The organism is Microbulbifer variabilis ATCC 700307, assembly GCF_000380565.1.
In the GTDB taxonomy this organism is placed as follows: Bacteria; Pseudomonadota; Gammaproteobacteria; order Pseudomonadales; family Cellvibrionaceae; genus Microbulbifer; species Microbulbifer variabilis.
The window spans coordinates 157475-179031 of record NZ_AQYJ01000022.1 but is presented as its reverse complement, the minus strand read 5'-3'; the positions used below and the strand labels follow the sequence as shown (position 1 = coordinate 179031).

Here is a 21557-nt window from a genome sequence, read left to right as displayed (position 1 = left end):
GAGACGAACCAGATACTCCCCCCCTCAATAAAAATTTACCCAAAACTCAAAAAAAGTGCTTACCTTGCTAACCTGCATCTCTGAACACTTCCCTCAATTGTGACAAGTCACAATCTGTACAAAACCCCCTACTTCAAAAGTAAATTCAACTTGCGCTCATAAGCTTTCGCAGTAGATGGCCCAGTTACCAAAGAAAAGGCCTCTTCAAAGCTTGCTCGTGATGCCGCCATGTTCCCAAGCTGGTACCTTGCCAACCCTAAAAGAAAGTGAAAGCGGTGATCGCCCTCATACCGCCAAACAGCACGGCGCAAATGCTTCTCGGCTTGCCTATACTCGCCAACTTCGTAGGCTTCCCGAGCCTGATAGTAGAGATAATAAGGATTTCTCTCGCGATGAAAGCGAGCACGCTTGGCATATATATCAGCAAGACCCTCTTCACCCTTGAAGCGATAAAGTCGCTCTAAGTTACTAATTGCGGTGAGATTATTATTCTTCAGGAACAAGGATTTACGATAACTTTGCTCCGCTTCTTGGAGGAATCCAAAGTGGCTGTACATTGCACCTAGGTTAGCCCACAAGTCGCTTCTCTCCGGGCTCATCTCCACCGCCTTTCGCAAGTGCAAAAAAGCTTGCTTCCGCTCTCCTGCACGCATCAGCTCAATTCCCCGATTACTGTAATAAAGCGAAAAGGCTGTGGTGTCATCCAGCTCGAACTGTTTATAGACTGGGTCATAGGCAGCCAGATTAAAGTCGACTACCCGGCGGCCACGGAGGCTTTCAGAAACCATATTTATATGGCGGTAAAGTACAAAGGTCTCCGCCTCATCATGACTCCAAACTGGTGGAACCTCTACCTGATTGAAGTAAGCTTCCGCTCCCAACTCCCGAGCCATAGCCACCATCATCAACGTAAAAGCAAGGCAATTACCTCTTTCCTGGCGATAGGTTTCCATAGCCGAAAGCGTACTGTTTTCATCGTACTGGACCAGAAACTCTCGCTCCTCGAAGGCCCTTATCAGAGCGGCAAGGCGGTGGCGAGAATCAGAGTCAGGAGCCAGAGTCGCCAAAAAATCTCGCACCTCGGGAGATAGCCAAAGAAGATCCTCTGAGGGCAACTCATTCAGGCTGACCGGATACCCAAGTATTGCCTCCCCGCTCAAGGCCGAGGTCAGGTCTATCTCCGCTTTATCTTTTTTAGAGGGCAAGCTTGAACAAGCAGCCAAGAACAGGATCAGGCTAAGCAGCAATGGGGCTTTCATTGTTATTTTCCCCTTGAAATAGGTTTTCAAACAGGATTTACCACTATTTTGAGAGTAAAGGAAGTGCCCAATTTCCATTTCACCAAATAATCCGACAACGGTTCGCCTGTAAATTAGACAACTGGTAAACTTCAGGAATTGCTTTGGGGGCTAGCTCGCAAGCTTCTATCTTCTAATTCCATGAGAAGGGCTTTCTTATGGCAAGGAAAAGAACTAGTTAGCTAAAGAATCTCGAATCAATACTTGAGGGGGTATAGTTTCTCCTGAATAGACGAGATGACCGCATGGTCAAAGCGAGCAACTGCTCGGGATCAATAGAGATGTACCCGGTATGCCCTGCATACCCTACTAGAGCTATAACAATTGGAAATTCAGCTTATGTCGTCGAATACACATCAGAATGGAGGGGGCTTTTTTGGCCACCCCAAAGGGCTTTCCACACTGTTCTTCACTGAAATGTGGGAGCGGATGAGTTACTACGGTATGCGCGCTCTGCTCGTACTGTTTATGACCGCCAGCTTGCAAGAAGAAGGTTTAGCCTTCACTGTCGCTGCTGCTACGGCGATCTATGGTCTTTACACTGGCGCTGTCTACTTCCTTGGCCTGCCTGGCGGCTGGATTGCGGATCGCCTCCTTGGCGGACAGCGGACCATATGGTATGGCGGCATTATTATCATGTGTGGCCATATCGTTCTGGCAATCCCTACAGATAGCAGTTTCTTTATTGGCCTGATTCTGGTTGCTTGCGGTACTGGTCTACTCAAACCCAATATCAGTGCCCTGGTCGGTCACCTCTATCAGCCCGATGATGTTCGCCGTGATAGTGGCTACGCACTTTATTATATGGGTATCAATATTGGTTCGATTCTCGGTTATGCAATTTGTGGATATTTTGGTGAGAATGTTGGCTGGCATTGGGGCTTTGGTGCAGCAGCGGTCGGTATGGCGATCGGTCTTATCCAATACCGTAGGACAATCGGGAATCTGGGTGATGCGAGCCTGGCACCGGAAAACCCTCTAGCTCCAGAAAAGGCCAAGCTTGCATGGCGGATCATCGGAGTAATCGCTGTCGGTGTGGCCTTGATCACCGGTCTTGCCATGAATGGCACTATCGTTATTAATCCAACGGTCATGGCTCAATATGTCGCGGTGGCCTTTACTTTAACTTTCCTGGCCTACTTCGGCTTCATTTACTTCGGCGGAAAGTTGAGCGGTTCCGAAAAAAAGAAAATGTGGGCCCTGTTCCTGGTTTGTGTGGCCTCTACTTTTTTCTGGTCAGGCTTCGAGCAAGCCGGCTCATCTCTAAACTTGTTTGGTCGTGATTATACTGACCGCCTTATCGGCTCTTTTGAAATGCCGGCATCTTGGCTGCAGAGCTTCAACTCCATCTTTATTATTACCCTTTCACCTTTCTTCGCCGCCCTATGGATTAATCTTGGTAAGCGGATGATCACGCCATCCTATGGGCTAAAGTGTGCAATTGGCCTCATCATTATGGCAAGCGGCTTCCTGGTGATGTTCTTTGCGGCTCAATATGCCGCTGATGGCCTTAAAGTCGCTCCATACTGGCTGGTTACAACTTACTTCCTGCATACTGTTGGCGAACTCTGCCTGAGCCCGGTAGCATTGAGTGCTGTTAGCAAACTGTCTCCGCGCCGCTTCGCTGGACAGATGATGGGAGTCTTTGTCCTAACTTATTCCATCGGCAATATTTTCTCGGGTCTTCTGGCTGGACACTTCGATCCTAGTAATGTTGCAGAAATGCCCGACCTTTACCTGCAAATCAGCCTGTTCACCATCGGCGTAGGTATTATCCTCGCGTTGATCAGCCTGAAATCCAAGTATTGGGAAAGTGACACCAATGAAAGTCAGCAGGCGGCAGAATCCCAAGTGGAAACAAAAACTGCATGAGAGACGCCTTAAACTGAGTCCAGTTTGATGAAAGCCGCTGGAAACAGCGGCTTTCATTTAAAGGCTAACCGAGATAGTTGATTGCCAGTAATTGAAGTCAATTAGCTAAAACATTTGTTAGCAAACTGAAATTTTGCCAAATAAACCGTCCCCCGATAACACAGAGCAGTAAAGCAAAACACAATTTCAATCGCTCAGCTGAAAACCTATGCGCCAAGCTCGCTCCTACTTTGGCAAAGAACACACTGGTTAAAACAATACCCAAAAATGCGGGCCAATAGATGTAGCCACTACTCCAGCTAGGCAGCAACTTATTACTCCATCCTTGCACAACAAAACTGAGAGTCCCCGAAATTGCGATAGGCAACCCAAATGCCGCAGAGGTTCCCACAGCATGCTGCATCTTGACCCGGTAGTGAGATAAATAAGGTACTACCAGAGCCCCACCTCCGATTCCGAAAATGGCCGCTAACCAGCCAATTACCCCACCAGAACAAATTAAGGGAAATCGAGATGGTAACCGGCTATTACCGTTCTTTAGAGGCATAGCTCTCAAGCCACTCAATCCCATGCGTATTGCCATTAAGATGGCAAAAATACCTATCAAGAGCTGTAGCCAAGCACCAGGCAATAAGTCTGCAGTCACACCACCCAGCCAGGACCCCAAAAGTATTCCCGGGGTCATCAGCCAAAATAAGTGCCAGTCTACTGCGCCCTTTGCGTTGTGCGCTCGCACTGAGCTGATTGAAGTTACGACTATTGTCGCCAGAGAAGTCCCCACGGCCATGTGGGTTAGGACCTTAGGAGAAATATCTATTGCAGAAAAAATCAGTACCAGTGCCGGCACAATAATCAGGCCTCCTCCAATTCCCAAGAGGCCTGCTGCAGTCCCAGCAACCGCACCGAGCAATAAATAAATAAAAAACATCTCCATGATGCTTCATTTTAGTCACTACTAATAGCGCACCGAGACAGATGTTAGTGAATATTTTAGAGCCCATAAACAGATAAGTAGGCAGATATAATAAGACGGGATCACCTGATTCTGCCAAAGGAAAAGAATCTTAAGATCCCCCCAATCAACCAAATCGCTTCAAGAGGAAACTACCATTAAAATCTGCCAGTATCTAAGAGGTTAGCAAGCTGCTATTGAGCCAAATAAAGCGCCCGCCTATCATACAAAGTAAAACAGCAAAGCCATGTTTTAACCACTTTGCCGGAAGACAGTGAGCCAAATTGGCCCCAAAACGGGCAAACAAGGTACTGGTTGCGACGATTCCCAGGAAAGCGGGCCAATAGATATATCCACTGCTCCAGCTCGGCAGCTGGCTATTATCCCACCCCTGCACCGTAAAACTCAGCGCCCCAGCTAAAGCGATTGGTAACCCGCAAGCTGCAGAGGTAGCAACCGCGCGCTGTATTTGTACACGACACCGGGAAAGAAAAGGTACGGTGAGGGACCCTCCGCCAATACCAAAAATTGCAGAGGCCCAACCTATCACGCCGCCGGCAGCAGCCAGCAAAGGAGCAACTGGAGGATTACCAACTCCCTCCTCAACCTGGCCATGGCGGAGGCCACTCAGCCACATACGGACGGCAATCACAATGGCGAAGACTCCTATCAATAACTGTAACCAGGCCCCAGGTAATAGTTCCGCCGTCATCCCTCCCAGCCAAGAGCCCAGCAGTATTCCCGGCGTCATCTTCCTGAACAGCTGCCAATCCACAGCTTCTCTCTTGTGATGGGCTCGTACAGAACTAATAGAAGTAATAACAATCGTGGCAAGTGAGGTCCCAACAGCCATATGGGTCAGAATTTCTGGCGAGACTCCCATAGCGGTAAAAACCAGTACCAGCGCTGGAACAATAATCAGGCCGCCACCAACACCAAATAGGCCAGCGATAGTGCCAGCCACCGCCCCAACCAATAGATAAATCAGTATTGTTTCCATATATCCCCCGTCCCTCGAATAGCCAGAGGTCGTCCTAACTAAGGCAAAGCAGATTTGTATTGAGAGATTTAGAGCCGAGTGGTACGAAGCGAATGGGGCCTATCCCCGTGCTTCCACAGTGAGCCAGTCGAATCCCTCTTGCTGGCAGGCAAAAATACAATTCTCCACACTTTCCGCCATCTCAGCCATCGCTGAACGGGCAAGTTCCAGCGTATTATTCTTCTCACTAATATGGGCCACCACTAAGTGCTGCAGCTGTTCATAGCCCACCCGCTGCAAAAATCCGGCAGCCTGTTGATTACTCAAATGACCATAAGCTCCGCCAACCCGCCTTTTTAATGAGGGAGGGTATGGCCCCTGTGCCAGCATCTGGGGATCGTGATTAGCCTCCAAAACCAGTGCGTCGCAGCCGCTAAAGTGGGCCTCTACATGAGGTGTCACCGTCCCCAGATCAGTAAGGAGGCCGAGACTACTGCCACGACTGCGAAAAACATACTGCGCAGCTTCCCGTGCATCGTGAGGCACAGCCACAGGTGTGACTTGTATACCGGCAACAGTAAGCGGTTGATGACCTTCAATCAGGTGAACTTCAGGCAACTTGCCAATATCGCGAGCTCGGAGAGTGCCCGGGGTCAGGTAAACAGCCAAGCCATACTTACGCGCGAGAGGAGCAACCCCAGACAGGTGGTCGCTGTGTTCATGGGTTACCAGAATGGCAGTGAGATTGGCAGGGGACATACCGAGCCGCGCCATACGCCGCTCGGTCTCCTTGATGGTAAAGCCACAATCAACAAGCAGGCAGTGGTCGCCACTGGCGACCAGAGTGCCGTTGCCTTTGCTGCCGCTTCCCAGTGAGGCGAAGCGCAGGCCCATTAAATCAAGTTCTGCTGAATCGAGAGTAGTAACTCAGAGGCTTTGGTCCGAGACAGCGGCTGGCCACGGGTATCGCGGATACGCACTTCAATCTCATCATCATTTCCGCGAATCACAATCAAGTAGCCAGGATATTCTCCTTCGGGACTAGCGCTTACACCAAGCCCTTTGATCTCTTTGAACAAGGGAGGCTCAGTGCCTTCAGTGGTATCGATACCGGCAAGAATCTGCTGCAGGGTAACCTGGTTAGCACTATCGGCCAGCTCATCTTGTTTGTCCTTCTTACCCCAAGAGAACCAGCCACCGTCATCCTCACTATCGGCCAACTCGCGCTCCTCATCGTAAGTGACGTAGAAAAGGCCGATATCAGAATCTTCACGATGCAGACGATAACCTCCCGCATTCACCGCATGAGCGACTGTCGCCCAAGCGCGCTCCATCTCCAGCCCCATAGAGATATAGGGCTCATGGCCTACCGGCTCGCGCAACTGAACCTTCACAGTACTGCCACCGATAGCTTGGGCCACCAATGAAGCAGAAGCACCAGTGGATTCGGTTGCCAGGGATGTGGACATTTCATCGATCATCCAACCTTCGCGTTCAGGGCTACTGGAACGCTGTGGCCAGTTGACGGAGCCTCCCACCGGAGCATCCGCGGCAACCGACAGGTGACGCACGTGGATCTCGGTAGTGTCGGGCTGCACACCGGTTTCAATCTGCAGGCGGTACTTATCTTTGGTTTCCGGGCTCTCGTTAAATGTCATCCAGGCCGTTTCCATAATACCGGTGCTGGCATCAGACATCTCCACGTGTAAGCCCGAGGAGCGCAAGAAATAATGCAGCTGAGGCCAAACCTCTGCCGGTGGTTGGGATACCAGCACCCAACGGTTGCTACCCAGCTTTTGTATCTTTACCCGTTCCGTTCCAGCATTGACAGATAATGCTTGAGGCCGCGGAACCTCGAAGTCACTCTGCTCCAGTTCATTTCCTGCAATCTGGGGGATCTCATAGAGCTCCTCCTGGTGCTTGGCGTTGATGCCTTCCGGTATCTGCAGCGGTGCCAAGCTGTCGGCCTGTTGGTAATCATTGCTGCGATCGCGGAAATAGCCATCGTTGCCGAACACACCACAACCTGCCAGGGTAAGACTGGAAATACAGAGCGCGGCTCCAACGGTCAATTTATTCATCAAAGCTTTCCTGGTTAATTCTCTGTTCGCGGACTCACAGTACGCCGGCACTGCGCAAAGCTTCGCGCACTGTAGCATGATGCTCAGGGGAAAGGCTGGTCAGCGGCAGGCGAATCCCCCCGTCTATACGCCCCATTTCCCGCAGAGCCCATTTCACCGGTATCGGGTTGGACTCCAAAAACAGCACTTTGTGCAATATTTGGATACGCTGATCAATTGCCCGTGCAGTCGCAGCATCTCCGGCCAGAGCAGCTTCACACATTTGCGCAACAGCAGCTGGGGCGACATTGGCGGTGACGCTGATATCACCTTGCCCCCCCATCAGGATCAACTCCATCGCAGTGCAGTCATCGCCGGAGTAAACGGCGAAACCCTGGGGAAGAGTTTCTAATAGAACTTTAGCCCGCTCCAGGTCTCCAGTCGCTTCCTTGATTCCAACAATATTGCCAATGGCAGCCAAACGTTGCACAGTCTCGGGCAACATATCCACAGCTGTGCGCCCAGGCACGTTATACAGGATCTGCGGAATGGCCACCGCTTTGGCGATAGCGCGATGGTGTTGATACAAGCCCTCCTGGGAAGGCTTATTGTAATAAGGGGTCACCAATAAACAGGCATCGGCGCCACAACGAGCGGCATTTTCTGTCAGTTCAATCGCTTCAGTAGTTGAGTTGGCACCCGTTCCTGCAATCACTGGAACGCGCCCCGCAACCTGATCTACCACGCGCCGGATGACCTCAATGTGTTCATTCACATCCAGAGTGGCTGATTCGCCGGTAGTACCTACTGCAACCAATGCGCGGGTGCCTTGTTCTATATGCCACTCAACCAAATTGCGCAGACTGTCCCAATCCAGGCTTCCGTCTGCGTACATTGGGGTAGCCAAGGCCACCATACTGCCGGTAAACATTCTCTCTCCTTAATTTTCGCGCTCGGCCTGGAATAGCACCGCCAGAATCGAACCTGTATGTTACTTAGGGCGCAGTGTCTATGCCAGTGTGACTAGCTCGCCACTTTCCTGCGCTTCTTTTTCTTCTTGCGGACTCCTTCGTACACATTATTGGCGCCTTCCGGCCGGGTCTTAAAACGTCGATGCACCCACATATACTGTTCTGGTGCCTCTCGAATACGAGCTTCAATGAACTGGTTGACCAGGATGGCATCCTGCAGTTCGTCTCCAGAGGGAATCTCCTCGATAGGTGGGTACACCTTCAGGCGGTAACCGGAGCAATCCTCCAAACGGGTCAGCACATAGGGTACTACCTTGGCGCGTCCTACCCGGGCAAATCGCGATGTGCCTGTCACCGTTGCCGCAGGATTGGAAAAAAACGGGGCAAAGACGCCCTGCTTAATTCCATAATCCTGGTCTGGAGCATACCAGACGGCACGCCCCTGCTGCAGGGCGCGCAATACCCCACGAACATCCTTACGCTGGTAGACACTACCATCACCAGTATGGCGCTCACGCCCTTTACGCTGCATATAGTCATATACAGGGTTTTTGTGCGGCCGGTACATACCATCAAGGGTAATGCTCATCCCCATAAGAGCCGCCCCCAATTCCAGGGTGGTAAAGTGCATAGCCATTAGCAGCACACCTTGCCCCTCAGCCTGGATATCCTGCAAGGCTTCCAGCCCCTCTATAGAGACACGCTTACGCAGCCAGCGCGCAGAGCGAAACCAGGCCATGCCGGTTTCCATTAGGGCAATTCCGCTGGACTCGAAATTTCGACGAAGAAGTTGTGAGCGTTCAGCCTTACTGAACTCAGGAAAACACAGGGCAAGGTTGCGCTCGGCAATAGTGCGCCGGCTTGGGGCTAGCCTCATCATCACCTTGCCCACACCACGCCCTATAGACAACTGCCAACGAAAAGGCAGCTGGGCCAGCAGGAACCAAAAAGCAAAGAGCAACCAGGTCAGCCAGTGCCGGGGGTGCAGTAAGGCAACTCGAAATCGGGGTTTTTCCATCGGGTATCGCTACGCTGCCGGCGAATAGTCACCAGCTTAATCGGTTGAATTCGGCGTAGTATAACCCATGGGATACAGGCTGGAATGGACAGCAGCCGCAGTAGTGTTACAACTTAATGGCGCAGGAGGGAATCCAGCTCATCAACAGCGACGCACCAGTCAGAATCTTCCTCTATGGCGCTCCGAAGAAACTCCCTCTGCCCCTCAGTCCAAAATGATGCGGAAGATAATTTCTCATGCCTATGCAAATAGTGAGTAATCAGAAACTCATGAATCGCCGCATCTTCCGACGACATCCCCAGCTGGGCAAAGAGATCGTTGAGCGTGTGATGCCCGGTCGTTTCCATGGGAGCTGCCTCTCTCGTGCTCACGTGATGTATTGGTACCGATTTAGCGGTTTGTGTTCCCCATTATAGATAGCAGAGCCACCTATTACGGAGCCGGATTTGGGTTGTACTGATGAATAGCTTCAATCGCAGCTAGCTGTTCGTTATCCAAAAATAATTCAGTGCTGGCAATATTGCTACGCAACTGCTCCATGGTGGTTGCGCCGATGATATTGCTAGTCACAAACGGCTGCTGGTTGACGAATGCCAGAGCCATCTGCGCAGGGTCTAGACCAAACTGGCGGGCCAACTCCACATAAGCACCGGTAGCTGTTGCACTGCGATCGTTTGTGTAGCGTTGAAAACGCTCATACAAAGTCAGGCGTGCCCCTGCAGGCCTTGCGCCGCCAAGGTACTTGCCGGACAAGACACCAAAGGCAAGTGGCGAATATGCCAGAAGGCCACATTGCTCCCGGATGGAGATCTCCGCACAGCCCACTTCAAAGCTCCGGTTGAGCAGATTGTATGGATTCTGAATGGAAACGATACGCGGCTTACCATAAACAACGGACTCTCTTAGGTATTCATGCATGCCCCAAGGCGTCTCGTTAGAAATACCGATATAACGCACCTTGCCTGCCTTGACCAACTCCTCCAGTGCATTGAGTGTCTCGGCAATAGTAATGCCATCATCACCTCCATGCTGGTACCCTAGACAACCAAAAAAGTTGGTTTGGCGTTCCGGCCAATGGACCTGATAGAGATCGAGGTAATCGGTGCCCAGCCTTTTTAGGGACTCATCACAAGCTTTCAGTACATGATCTCGGCTGAGGCGCGGTCCAGAACGCAGGTGCCTAACCCCCGGATTAGCCTCACCGCGCCCCGCCACTTTTGTGGCAATAATTACCTTGTCACGACCGCCACGGGCCGACAGCCATTTACCGATATATTCCTCGGTGAGCCCCTGAGTCTCAGGGCGCGGCGGCACCGGATACATCTCGGCACAATCGATAAAATTTACCCCTTGATCAAAGACATAATCCAGCTGTTTAGCCGCATCAGCAGCTGTATTTTGCTCACCAAAAGTCATTGTGCCCAGACAAATCTGGCTGACTTTGAGATTGCTGGTGCCAAGCTGGCGGTAATTCATGGCGTCCTCTCTCCACAAAAAGGCGAAACAGGAATTATGCCGTTTTGGGACTTGAGAGAGTAGATAGAAGACCTGGGTGGGGTTGGATCAAGGAGCGGCCATGCCGCTCCTTCTAGAATGCAAAATTGCAGTCGGGACTGGTTCAGCGTGATCAGCTGAATTCAGCTTCTACCTGTGGGCTGGTGTCTGCGTCGTAATCAACACCGGTTACGCCAAAACCAAACAGCTTGAGAAAATCGGCCTGATAACCTTTGTAATCAGTCAACTCAAAAAGATTTTCTTTGGTCACCTCTGGCCACAATTTTTCAATCTTAGCCTGGGTCTCCTCGCGCAACTCCTTGTCATCCATACGCAGGCGGTTATCACTATCGAGGCGCGGGCTATCGGTGTACAGACCCTCGGTATACAAGCGGTACAACTGCTCGATACAGCCTTCGTGGGTGCCCTCTTCTTTCATCACCTTGTAGACCAGGGAGATATATAGTGGCATCACTGGAATTGCAGAGCTCGACTGAGTGACCAGTGCTTTCAGTACCGCGACATTTGCCGCCGCCTGACCACTTTCAGTAATGGCTCTGGCCGCCCGATCCAGGTCCTCCTTCGCCTTACCAATAGTCGCATGACCGTAAATAGGCCAAGTTAACTTTTCACCGATATAGGTGTAAGCAACTGTCTTGCAGGTATCTGACAATACGCCGGCATCGCCTAAAGCCTGCATCCACAGTTCCCAATCCTCACCGCCCATAACCTTCACGGTATTGGAAATCTCTTCCTCACTGGCAGGATCAACTGTGATGTCCGAGATTTCCAGCTTGTCGGTATTGAGGTTCCTGGCGGTGTAAGACTCACCGATCGGCTTCAATACAGAACTGTAAAGTTCACCAGTCTTGGGGTCGGTACGACGCGGAGATGCCAAGCTGTAGACCACCAGGTCTACCTGCCCCAGATCCTCTTGAATCATCTGAATCGCCTGGGCCTTCACCTCATCAGAGAAGGCATCCCCATTAATACTCTTGGCGTACAGGCCCGCCTTATACGCTTCGTCCTCGAACGCAGCCGAGTTGTAATAACCGGCAGAAGCGGTGCGCTTTTCTGTGGGTGGCTTCTCAAAGAACACCCCCAGGGTCTTGGCGCCACAACCAAAAGCGGCAGTGATACGCGAAGCGAGGCCGTAACCGGTGGAGGCACCTACAACCAGAACCCGCTTGGGGCCATTCTCAATTGCTGGCTGAGACTTGATGTACTCAATCTGTTCACGCACATTGGCTGCACAGCCCTGCGGGTGGGCATTGGTACAAATAAATCCGCGTACTTTCGGCTGGATGATCATCCTTACTGTCTCTCCCTTTGCACTTGGGGAATCGTGGTTATGTGATCACAGATACGCTTACAGCGCATCGGGAAAACACTGACGGCCCCAAGAATAAAGACACTTGGGACATATTCCCGGCCATTCTACTGGTTGTGGCTGGTGAGTCCCATAGCGACATTTCCAGGCTGGCGAGCAGATTGTCCAGAATATCCCACCCAGCGGCCAAAGCAGCCACCAAACCCATCTATTGTGACTTATCGCACTATTTATGTGCTCTCAGGTGCCTAATCGCGCCAAATATGTGCTTGCCTTAAACTCCGTGACACTCTTTACAACCTTTTTCCTCGGCTACACTTTTTTTGCCTTGGCACGCTGTATGCAGTAACTCCCTATGTGAGTATCGATTTAATCTCTGTTGCGAAATTTGCCGAGGATTACTTCTGGCAAATTCGCCACCAGTAGCTCACCAATTGTTCATTCCACAGTTAGTTAGGAAGGTCAGTGTGAAATACTATTCGCGTCACTGTGTAAAGCCCGGCGACCTGAACCCCGCCCAGCGCCTGTTTGGCGGCCAGTTACTCGCCTGGATTGATGAAGAGGCTGCCATTTTTGCCGGCTGTCAGATGGGTACACCAATGCTGGTAACCAAGCTAATGTCAGAGATCGATTTTGTCAGCCCAGCCTGCTGCGGAGACGTAGTAGAGTTTGGGTTTGAAGTGATCGGCATTGGCCAGAGTTCACTCACCGTGCACTGTGAGGTTCGCAACAAGCAGAGCCAGGAGTTGATTGTGCAAGTCGAGCAAATAGTCTTCGTAGCTTTGGGTGCTAATGGCAGGCCAACCCCCCATGCTAAAGCCGGCATGTCCCTGGAGCAGGCGCGAATTGCTACTCAGCGCGATCGGGAAGTACGCGAACGCCGCCTGGCGAGCTAAAACCTTTTTCAACAGGGCCAGCAGGTCAATCCTATCGATGGCGGTATAATGGCGTTTTTGCGTCACCGCCATTCACCATGTTCCAACTGTATTACAAGACCCCGAAAGACTGGGCCCAAGTCGTTCTCAGTGACTTTAACCGCTTCCTGCAGGATCATGCCGCAGCGGAAAAGAAAGCCTCTGGTATGGCAGTGTCCATGTTCTCTCACTATCCCGATAAACCTCTACTGGTCGAGGCCATGGTGAATCTGGCTTTAGAGGAGATGAACCATTTCCGCCAAGTGATCAGGATTATGCATGAGCGGGGGATCTATCAGGCACCAGATGAGAAAGATCCCTATATTCATGCCCTGCGCAAGCTGATTCGCCGCGGTCCGGAAGAGTACCTGATAGACCGCCTGCTCACCGCAGCAATTATTGAAGCGCGAGGCTGTGAGCGTTTTGGTTTGGTCGCTGAGGCCCTTCCAGCGGGATCATTACAAACTTTCTATAAGGTCATTACAGAAAGTGAGGCCCGCCACCATGAACTGTTTGTTGAGTTGGCCTTGGAGTATTTCCCCCGTGAGGCGGTGGAGAGTCGCCTTGCCCATTTGCTGAATGAGGAAGCCAGGATTATTGCCGCCCTTCCCTACCGGCCGGCCCTGCATTAGCTATTCATACCAGGGGGCATTTGGCCCAATCCACAACGGCGGTCAATGGTGTATCCTGGCGCAGATATACTTTTTTTGCAGTGGGTTTTACAGTTATGTCCGCTATTCGAAAACACTGGTACCGCCTGTTATTACTGGCTATTTTCTCAGTCGCATGGGGCTGGTCAGCCTGGCAGCCGCTGCATCCGGATGACTGGTTATTAGAAAATTACCTGGTCTTTGCGGCGCTGCCGGTAATTTTGATCAGCATACGTATGCTCCCGCTCTCCAACGTCTCTTATACGCTGATCACCGTGTTTATGTGCCTGCATGTGTTTGGCTCCCACTACACCTATGCAGAAGTGCCCTTTGGTTACACTCTGCAGGAATGGCTTGGCGCCGAGCGCAATATGTACGATCGCCTGGTGCACTTTAGTTTTGGGTTGCTGCTCGCCTACCCAGTGCGGGAAATATTAATACGCCTGGCTGGTCTGCGTGGATTCTGGGCCTACTTCTTCCCAGTAGATGTGACGTTTGCCCTCTCTTCTATTTACGAAATTATTGAATGGTTGGCAGCACGGACAGTTTCTCCGGAGCTGGGAATCGCGTTCCTCGGCTCCCAGGGCGATATCTGGGACGCGCAAAAGGACATGCTGCTGGCGGGGCTGGGCTCCATCCTGGTGATGCTGGTCGTACTGGCCTTGAATCTCTGGCTCAACTCCAATGCCTGGCGGGAAATCCGCAATAGCCTCAAAGTACCACATGGAGACAGGGCTCTTGGCGAGGCAAAACTCCGCCAATGGTTACGCAAGCGCCACAGCCACTGAAGCTTACTTATCAACAGCGTATGTGAGAGGTAAACGGGTCGTCTGTTTCATGGTCTCCATTACGAAGCTGGAACTGACATCAAATAGGTCGGCCTTAATTAGTTCTTTATACAGGCGGTCGTAACCAGGCATATCGGTCACCACCGCCTTGATCAGGTAATCCAGATCCCCACTCATCCGGTGTACCTCCAGAATCTCAGCAACCCCCTGCACCAATTCGGCAAACTGGGCTGCCCACTGGTCATTGTGTTGGTTGGTACGGATAGAGATATATACAGTCAGGGGCAAATTTAACTTATGCTGGTTTAGCAAGGTCACTCTATCAGCGATAATCCCTTCCTCTTCCATCTTGTGAATGCGCCTCCAGCAAGCGGATTTTGACACACCCACTCGCTCAGCAATTTCCCCAACAGACAGCGTCGCATCCCCCTGTAACAGCTCCAGAATTTGTTTGTCTTGCCTGTTTAGCCGCGCCGCCATTAAAGCCCCTCCTTTAAAACATTCATAATAATTACCAGTGTTTCCACCATACCTTTTTAAAGTATTAACGTACCTAAAAATAAAATAAAACGGCACAATGTTTCGAAATTTACCAATTAAAAAAGACAAACAGGGACATTGTTTCGGTGTTAAAGCACTAGAGTAATTTCCATGAAAAATACAGGAAATGGAACTCGTGACAGCTCTCATCAAATACATCCGTGACTCAGTTATTGGCGATATGCAGCCCATTGCCACCCCCTTCGGACAGCGACCACTGGTGTACGCTGATTACACTGCATCCGGCCGCTCACTATCTTTCATCGAAGACTCTATTCGCCAAAAGGTGTTGCCTTACTATGCCAACACCCATAGCGAAACGTCTTACACCGGTGCTCAAACCACAGGATTCAGAGAGGAGGCGAGGAAAGAGATCCGGCGTGCAGTCAACGGGAGCGAGGAGCACAAAATCATATTCTGTGGCTCCGGTGCCACTGCCGCCATTAACAAGCTGATCGATATTCTAAAGTTGCGTCCTCCGGTGGACTTGAACCTGCAGCGTCGCTTCAGTGACAGTATTTCTGCCAGCCAGCGTCCTGTCGTATTTATTGGGCCCTATGAACACCACTCCAATGAATTGCCCTGGCGGGAAAGCATTGCCGAACTAGTGTCTATTCCGTTGAATAGCACCGGCACATTGGATCTTGATACGCTCGAAAATCAGCTGCGTGCGTACGCTGACCGCCCCCTGCGGATCGGCAGCTTTTCCGCCGCCTCTAATGTCACCGGCATCGTGACCGAAGTAGAAGCTGTCACCCGCCTACTTCACCAGTACGGTGCCCTGTCTTTCTGGGACTACGCCGCGGCCGCCCCCTATATGGCAATTGATGTGCGCGGTGAGCAAGACCCCCGGGGCGATAGTTCAAAAGACGCTGTATTTATCTCTCCGCATAAATTTGTCGGTGGCCCCGGCACTCCAGGAATTCTGGTGGTGAAAGAGCAGCTACTGCAAAACGCCGTCCCTGCAGCACCCGGCGGTGGCACGGTGCTCTATGTCACTCCTGAGGATCACCGTTACCTCGAAGACCCGGAGCGCAGCGAGGAAGGCGGCACCCCGGCGATAGTCGAGTCCATTCGCGCAGGCATGGTCTTTAAACTCCAGCAAACTGTGGGTATCAATGAAATAACCCAGAGGGAGAAGCGGCTGATCGGCCATGCTCTCGAGCGCTGGTCAAAGGAAGAGAACATCGAGGTTCTCGGTAGCCTTGATATACCGCGTCTTTCAATTGTCTCGCTGCGCATCAAATGGCGCGGGAAGGATTTGCACTACGGCTTTGTAGTAGCACTACTCAATGACCTTTTCGGAATCCAGGCCCGCGGTGGCTGTTCCTGCGCAGGCCCCTATGGGCATACCCTTCTGGATATCGATATGGCCTATAGCCGGGCGCTGGAGGGACAGATACTCAAAGGGCAAAAATTAATGCGTCCGGGCTGGGTACGCCTGAATTTCAATTACTTCATCAGTGAGACAGTATTCGAATATCTGCTTGAAGCCGTGGCTCTGGTAGCGCGCCACGGCTGGAGACTACTGCCGTATTATTATTTCGACCAGGATCAGGGAGTCTGGCGCTATCAAGGCAAAAAACCAGAGTCCGCAGCCAGCCTGGCGCAATTGAACTTCAGCAATTGCCCTTCCAGTAAAAGCGAGCAGGAGGTGTCATTACTTCCTCTAGAGGAGTACCTGGCCATTGCCGAGCGGGAGCTTTGCCGCAAACCACGCAATGCAAAATTCTACGATCTACCGCTTCCCGAGGATGCGGAGGCTTTGCGTTGGTTTGTCAGCCCCCGGGACGCAGTACTCGCGCTCTAGGAAAGTTATCGCAATAGCAGCAGAGGCTGGCGGGTCTTGAGTAGCATCTTCGCTGTGATACTGCCCATCAACAAATCGCGCAGACGATTGTGACTGAACGCCCCCATCACAGTGAGGTCAATCTGGTGCTCCTCCTGATAGGTGATCAAGGCCTCAACTGTATTACCCTCCAGATTACTGGCCGTTACTGCGAGGCCGGCCTTGTCCAATTCGGCACTGGCCTCAGCTAACAGCTTTTCCGCCACTTGCGCCGGTCCTACATTTACCAGGTGGCAGGACAGGTCGCGGAACAGCGGGCTACCAGCTATCAGGCCCAGGGCCTTGCACGCCGCCTCACTACCGTCATAGGCAAGCATAATCCTCTGCGGCTGCTGAAATTCCCGATTAACCACCAGTATCGGTTTGTGCAGGGAGCGGACTACAGTTTCCAACTGTGCGCCCAGCCCCTGCTCTGACTCGCCATGCTCCTCACCGCGAATACCGAGTACCAGAACACGAATGCAGTCTTCCAGCTCCACCACAGATTCTGTCAGGGTGTCGTGGCGCTGGCAGGTAATGACCTGTCCAACGCCGGCATCCTCAGCGCGATTTCGTGCCGCCTGCAGCATGAGCTTGCCCTGCTTCACCAGCAATTGCGCACGCTGTTGCTCAAGCGCCGTCAGTTCTTCCAGCAGCTCTTCCTGGCTGCCTAAGCCGATACTGCCGGTAAAATCGGTGACCGCAGGTACACTACTGCGCTCAATGTTATGCAACAGCTTTAGCGGTGCGTCCAGCTTGGCAGCCAGCCAAGCGGAGTAATCACAGACGGCGCCGGTGTATTGGGAACCATCAATACAGGAAAGTACCACTGGTAAAGACCCACCATTATGTGTCTCTTTATTGTTATTTTCGCTGCTGCTTACGGCCATCAATGTCCTCCAAGAACCCGCTCAATTTCCTCGGGCTTATCGTGTACGCCGAACCGGTCGACGATGGTTTCACTAGCTTCGTTCAACCCTACCAGCTCCACTTCTGCACCCTCACGACGGAACTTGAGCACCACCTTGTCCAGCGCATTTACTCCGGAAATATCCCAGAAATGCGCGCGATTGAGATCGATCACTACAGTATCCACCACTTCCTTAAAATCGAAAGAGGCCATGAACTTATCGGCGGAGTTGAAGAAGACCTGTCCAATGACCTTGTAGGTTCGGCGGCTCTGAGCTTCTTCGAGAGAGCTGCTCACGTACATAAAGTGGCTAACCTTATTGGCAAAGAACAGCGAGGCCAGTAACACACCAACAAATACACCATAGGCCAGGTTATGGGTCCACACTACCACAACCACAGTAGCCAACATCACCAAATTTGTGGAGAGCGGGTAGCGTTTCAGGTTGCGGATAGAACTCCAGTCAAAAGTACCTATGGAAACCATAATCATGACCGCAACTAGTGCTGCCATAGGAATTACCGCAACCCAGTCACTGAGAAACACCACCAGGGTCAGCAGGCCAACGCCAGCTACCAGAGTTGAGAGCCGACCTCGGCCACCGGACTTCACATTGATGACAGACTGGCCAATCATGGCGCAACCGGCCATCCCCCCCAGGGAGCCGGCCGCGATATTGGCGATCCCCTGACCTTTACACTCGCGGTTCTTATCACTCGGAGTATCGGTCAAGTCGTCCACAATCGTTGCTGTCATCAGGGATTCCAGCAGACCTACCACTGCCAGACCAGCGGAGTAGGGGAAAATAATCTGTAGGGTTTCGAAATTCAGCGGAACCTCGGGCCAGAGGAAAATAGGCAGAGTATCCGGCAACTCGCCCATATCCCCCACGGTACGGATATCCATCCCCATGGTGACAGCCACTGCCGTCAGCAACAGGATACATACCAGCGGTGAAGGCACAGCTTTACCAATCACCGGGACATAGGGGAATAGGTAAATGACCCCCAGACCCGCAGCTGTCATGGCATAGACCTCCCAGGTACCACCAATCAACTCGGGCATTTGCGCCAGGAAGATAAGGATCGCCAGGGCATTCACAAACCCCGTGACCACCGCCCGTGAGACAAAGCTCATCAAACTACCCAGCTTCAGATAGCCAGCGATGATCTGCAACACCCCGGTGAGCAATGTGGCTGCGAGCAGATATTGCAGTCCGTGCTCCTTCACCAGGGTCACCATCAGAAGGGCCATTGCGCCAGTAGCGGCGGAAATCATCCCCGGCCGACCGCCCACAAAGGCAATGACCACAGCAATACAGAAAGAGGCGTAGAGGCCAACTCGGGGATCAACTCCCGCGATAATCGAGAAAGCGATGGCTTCGGGAATCAGTGCCAGGGCCACTACCAGGCCGGCGAGTACGTCGCGACGTATATTGCCGAACCAGTCGGCTTTGGTCGAAGAGAGCAGCGATGGAAGGAACATAAACGCAAATAAATTTGAATTGATCAAAAAAAGGCCGCGCACTCTACCACAAACCGCCGTCCCCCCGCATGACAACCACTCTCGTGAAACCGCAAGCAAAGTTCGGTATCCGCCCCTCTTCCGGCGGAAATATGCAGCTTACAGTGCCCGGTCCATCTCCCGGACAGGGCGGACAGCGGACACTTTTAGCGGACACCCCTGTGATTGTGCAGATCCCCATAAAAGAAAAATATCAATAAATATCAGTAAGTTACAGACATAAAAAAGTTGGCACAGCGTTTGCGTAGTAGCTCACAGAGCAGATTTTTTTGATTTGCATCCGAAACAGAAATGCACTGCATCCAAATTACAAAGCAGAAGCAATCGCACAGAGAAGTGGAAAGCAACAATGATTAGAGATACTTCCAGGCAAGATACACAAATCGAAGCCCTACCGCTTTGGAAAAACCCCAAAGCCTATAAGGCTGCCGCCTTGCTTGGCCTCACCATCGCATTTTTGATCTGGGGTGTTAATGCCTGGCATAGGACCGGCTCAGTAGATAACACCCTGTCCTTATCCCGTATCAATATTGCCCAGGTTGAGCGCGGTGACCTGATTCGAGACTTGGTGGTTCAGGGCAAAGTGGTCGCAGCCAACAGCCCCACACTTTATAGCCCTGCGCAGGGCATCGTTAAGTTTGCGGTAAAAGCCGGAGATACTGTGAAAGCTGGGCAAGTCCTCGCCTCGGTTGACAGCCCTGAGCTATCCAACCAACTCGCCCAGGAGGAAGCTCAACTCAATAAACTGTCCGTAGAATTGCAACGGCAGAAAATACAGGCCAAGCGCCAGCAGTTGGAAAACCAGCAAAAGGCCGATCTCGCCCGGGTAAACCTCACCGCCGCCAAACGGGAGTTAAAACGGGCTGAGCTTTCCAAGGAGAAGCAGATTATTTCCCTGCTCGACTTTGAAAAGAGCAAGGACGATATGGCCCGAGCACAACTGGAGTATGAGCAGGCTGTACAAAACGCCGAGCTGGAAAAAGAGTCCCTGAGCTTTGATACCCAAACCCTTCATTTACAAGTGTCCCAGCAGAAGTTGCAGGTAGAGGAACTCGAGCGCCGCGTTCGGGAATTAGAAATCCTCTCCCCTGTCAGCGGCACCATCGGCAGTCTCGCCGTATCCCAGCGCAGCGCCGTTGCCGCTAACGCCCCCTTGATCACCGTAGTTGACCTCACCAGTTTTGAGCTTGAGGCGGCAGTGCCAGAGAACTACGCCGACGACCTCGGCTTGAATATGGCCGTGGCCGTCAACCTAGGGGGGCGTGAACTACCCGGTGAAATCACTGCGATATCCCCCGAAGTCATCGACAACCAAGTCATCGCCCGAGTGCGTTTTAGCGAGGGACAACCCCAAAACTTGCGCCAAAACCTGCGCCTCACCGCCCGCGTGCTACTGGAGAATCGCAATGATGTGCTGCTGGTGAAACGTGGTGGTTTCCTGGATCAGAGCGGCGGCCGCTTTGCATTCCGCCTCAACGATCAACAACAGGCAGAGCGCGTTGCCATTCAAATTGGCGCGCTGGGACTGAAACAAGTGGAAATCATTTCCGGCCTGCAAGAGGGAGATCAAATCATTATCTCCGCCTCCGAAGAATTGGAGAGGGCACAGCTAGTTGCCCTGAAAGAATAAACCGAGCGAGACATTCAACACGCGCAAGCTACACCCTCTCAGTTTCCGCGATTTATCAACGATTTAAAAATTCAGTGACAAACAAGGAACATCGCCATGCTTAAGATGCATAACGTCCGCAAGAGTTTCCGCACAGACACTATTGAAACCCACGCCCTGCGTGACTTCAGCCTAGAAGTGAAGGAGGGGGAATTTGTCTCTGTCACCGGCCCCAGTGGCTCCGGAAAAACGACCTTTCTGAATATCGCAGGGTTATTGGAAACCCCAACCGGCGGCCAGTACCTGCTGGATGGCGAGGATGTAAGTAACCTGAACGATCGCCAGCGCTCCCGCCTGCGTAATGAAAAGATCGGGTTTATTTTCCAAGGGTTTAACCTGATCCCGGATCTAAGCTTGTTCGACAATATTGATGTCCCTCTTCGCTACCGTGGATTCAGCGCTAAAGAACGCCGCAAGCGTATTGAGAAAGTACTGGAGCAAGTGGGCTTGTCCGCCCGCGCAAAACACTTGCCTGCACAGCTTTCCGGCGGACAGCAACAACGTATTGCTATTGCCCGGGCCCTGGCAGGGGAGCCACGTTTCCTGCTCGCAGATGAGCCCACTGGAAACCTCGACTCCCTAATGGCACGCCAAGTAATGGAGCTACTGGAATTTATCAATGAGTGGGGAACTACCATCGTAATGGTTACCCATGATCCGGAGCTGGCCCGTCGTGCGCACCGCAATATCCAGATCGTGGATGGGCAAGTGTGCGACCTGCGCCCGGTCACAGAGCAACCCGAAGCCGCTACTGCTTAAG

20 protein-coding genes are annotated in these 21557 nt (G+C 52.0%); 7 read left to right on the top strand and 13 right to left on the bottom strand.

Features of this window, described 5'->3' with window-relative positions:
- Window positions 1–128: 128 nt before the first annotated feature.
- On the bottom strand, window positions 129–1259 hold the full coding sequence (locus tag G367_RS0104995; RefSeq protein ID WP_020412011.1) for a tetratricopeptide repeat protein: 1131 nt from the start codon (window positions 1257–1259) through the stop codon (window positions 129–131).
- 378 nt (window positions 1260–1637) lie between these two features.
- Here G367_RS0104995 and G367_RS0104990 point away from each other — a divergent pair, with 378 nt between their 5' ends.
- Window positions 1638–3170, top strand: a complete 1533-nt coding sequence (locus G367_RS0104990) for a peptide MFS transporter (RefSeq protein WP_020412010.1) — start codon at window positions 1638–1640, stop codon at window positions 3168–3170.
- A 97-nt stretch (window positions 3171–3267) separates the two neighbouring features.
- Here G367_RS0104990 and G367_RS0104985 read toward each other — a convergent pair whose 3' ends face one another.
- The 9 genes from G367_RS0104985 to fabV all read right to left on the bottom strand — a co-directional run bounded on the left by G367_RS0104985 (window position 3268) and on the right by fabV (window position 11956).
- Window positions 3268–4104: a sulfite exporter TauE/SafE family protein gene (locus G367_RS0104985; protein ID WP_020412009.1), complete on the bottom strand. Its 837-nt coding sequence runs from the start codon at window positions 4102–4104 to the stop codon at window positions 3268–3270.
- A gap of 193 nt (window positions 4105–4297) precedes the next feature.
- Complete coding sequence (locus G367_RS0104980) at window positions 4298–5122, bottom strand: sulfite exporter TauE/SafE family protein (protein WP_020412008.1); 825 nt, start codon at window positions 5120–5122, stop codon at window positions 4298–4300.
- A 99-nt stretch (window positions 5123–5221) separates the two neighbouring features.
- Window positions 5222–5995 carry an MBL fold metallo-hydrolase gene (locus G367_RS0104975; RefSeq protein WP_020412007.1) on the bottom strand — a complete coding sequence of 258 codons (774 nt, stop codon included), beginning with the start codon at window positions 5993–5995 and terminating at the stop codon, window positions 5222–5224.
- Window positions 5995–7182 (bottom strand): NlpB/DapX family lipoprotein, encoded by a 1188-nt coding sequence (bamC, locus tag G367_RS0104970; RefSeq protein ID WP_020412006.1) that lies wholly within the window; start codon window positions 7180–7182, stop codon window positions 5995–5997. Before bamC ends, G367_RS0104975 begins: the two co-directional genes overlap by 1 nt.
- Before the next feature lie 34 nt (window positions 7183–7216).
- A complete protein-coding gene (dapA, locus tag G367_RS0104965; protein WP_020412005.1) occupies window positions 7217–8092 on the bottom strand; it encodes a 4-hydroxy-tetrahydrodipicolinate synthase in 876 nt (291 codons plus the stop codon).
- Window positions 8093–8184: 92 nt separating this feature from the next.
- The gene (gene lpxL / locus G367_RS0104960; protein WP_020412004.1) at window positions 8185–9150 is read right to left on the bottom strand and encodes an LpxL/LpxP family Kdo(2)-lipid IV(A) lauroyl/palmitoleoyl acyltransferase; all 966 of its coding nucleotides are present in this window, start codon (window positions 9148–9150) and stop codon (window positions 8185–8187) included.
- Between the two features lie 113 nt (window positions 9151–9263).
- Window positions 9264–9497: a DUF2789 family protein gene (locus tag G367_RS0104955; RefSeq protein WP_020412003.1), complete on the bottom strand. Its 234-nt coding sequence runs from the start codon at window positions 9495–9497 to the stop codon at window positions 9264–9266.
- 85 nt (window positions 9498–9582) lie between these two features.
- Complete coding sequence (locus tag G367_RS0104950) at window positions 9583–10626, bottom strand: NADP(H)-dependent aldo-keto reductase (RefSeq protein WP_020412002.1); 1044 nt, start codon at window positions 10624–10626, stop codon at window positions 9583–9585.
- Between the two features lie 151 nt (window positions 10627–10777).
- On the bottom strand, window positions 10778–11956 hold the full coding sequence (gene fabV, locus G367_RS0104945) for an enoyl-ACP reductase FabV (RefSeq protein WP_020412001.1): 1179 nt from the start codon (window positions 11954–11956) through the stop codon (window positions 10778–10780).
- A gap of 485 nt (window positions 11957–12441) precedes the next feature.
- Here fabV and G367_RS0104940 point away from each other — a divergent pair, with 485 nt between their 5' ends.
- The 3 genes from G367_RS0104940 to G367_RS0104930 all read left to right on the top strand — a co-directional run bounded on the left by G367_RS0104940 (window position 12442) and on the right by G367_RS0104930 (window position 14326).
- On the top strand, window positions 12442–12870 hold the full coding sequence (locus G367_RS0104940; RefSeq protein ID WP_020412000.1) for an acyl-CoA thioesterase: 429 nt from the start codon (window positions 12442–12444) through the stop codon (window positions 12868–12870).
- A 77-nt stretch (window positions 12871–12947) separates the two neighbouring features.
- The gene (locus G367_RS0104935) at window positions 12948–13520 is read left to right on the top strand and encodes a tRNA-(ms[2]io[6]A)-hydroxylase (protein WP_020411999.1); all 573 of its coding nucleotides are present in this window, start codon (window positions 12948–12950) and stop codon (window positions 13518–13520) included.
- Between the two features lie 95 nt (window positions 13521–13615).
- Window positions 13616–14326, top strand: a complete 711-nt coding sequence (locus tag G367_RS0104930; RefSeq protein ID WP_040628256.1) for a DUF2238 domain-containing protein — start codon at window positions 13616–13618, stop codon at window positions 14324–14326.
- Between the two features lie 3 nt (window positions 14327–14329).
- Here G367_RS0104930 and G367_RS0104925 read toward each other — a convergent pair whose 3' ends face one another.
- The gene (locus G367_RS0104925) at window positions 14330–14806 is read right to left on the bottom strand and encodes an Lrp/AsnC family transcriptional regulator (protein WP_020411997.1); all 477 of its coding nucleotides are present in this window, start codon (window positions 14804–14806) and stop codon (window positions 14330–14332) included.
- Between the two features lie 187 nt (window positions 14807–14993).
- On the opposite strand from G367_RS0104925, the gene G367_RS0104920 reads away from it, so the two are divergent.
- Window positions 14994–16676 carry an aminotransferase class V-fold PLP-dependent enzyme gene (locus G367_RS0104920; protein ID WP_040628202.1) on the top strand — a complete coding sequence of 561 codons (1683 nt, stop codon included), beginning with the start codon at window positions 14994–14996 and terminating at the stop codon, window positions 16674–16676.
- 5 nt (window positions 16677–16681) lie between these two features.
- Here G367_RS0104920 and G367_RS0104915 read toward each other — a convergent pair whose 3' ends face one another.
- A complete protein-coding gene (locus tag G367_RS0104915; protein WP_020411995.1) occupies window positions 16682–17584 on the bottom strand; it encodes a universal stress protein in 903 nt (300 codons plus the stop codon).
- Window positions 17584–19089 carry a SulP family inorganic anion transporter gene (locus G367_RS0104910; RefSeq protein WP_040628253.1) on the bottom strand — a complete coding sequence of 502 codons (1506 nt, stop codon included), beginning with the start codon at window positions 19087–19089 and terminating at the stop codon, window positions 17584–17586. The genes G367_RS0104915 and G367_RS0104910 overlap by 1 nt, the downstream gene beginning before the upstream one ends.
- Window positions 19090–19477: 388 nt before the next feature.
- Here G367_RS0104910 and G367_RS0104905 point away from each other — a divergent pair, with 388 nt between their 5' ends.
- Together G367_RS0104905 and G367_RS0104900 are read left to right on the top strand one after the other, a co-directional pair.
- Window positions 19478–20758 (top strand): efflux RND transporter periplasmic adaptor subunit, encoded by a 1281-nt coding sequence (locus G367_RS0104905; RefSeq protein WP_020411993.1) that lies wholly within the window; start codon window positions 19478–19480, stop codon window positions 20756–20758.
- 96 nt (window positions 20759–20854) lie between these two features.
- Entirely contained in the window at window positions 20855–21556 is a 702-nt protein-coding gene (locus G367_RS0104900; protein ID WP_020411992.1) for an ABC transporter ATP-binding protein, read from the top strand.
- Window position 21557 lies beyond the last annotated feature (1 nt).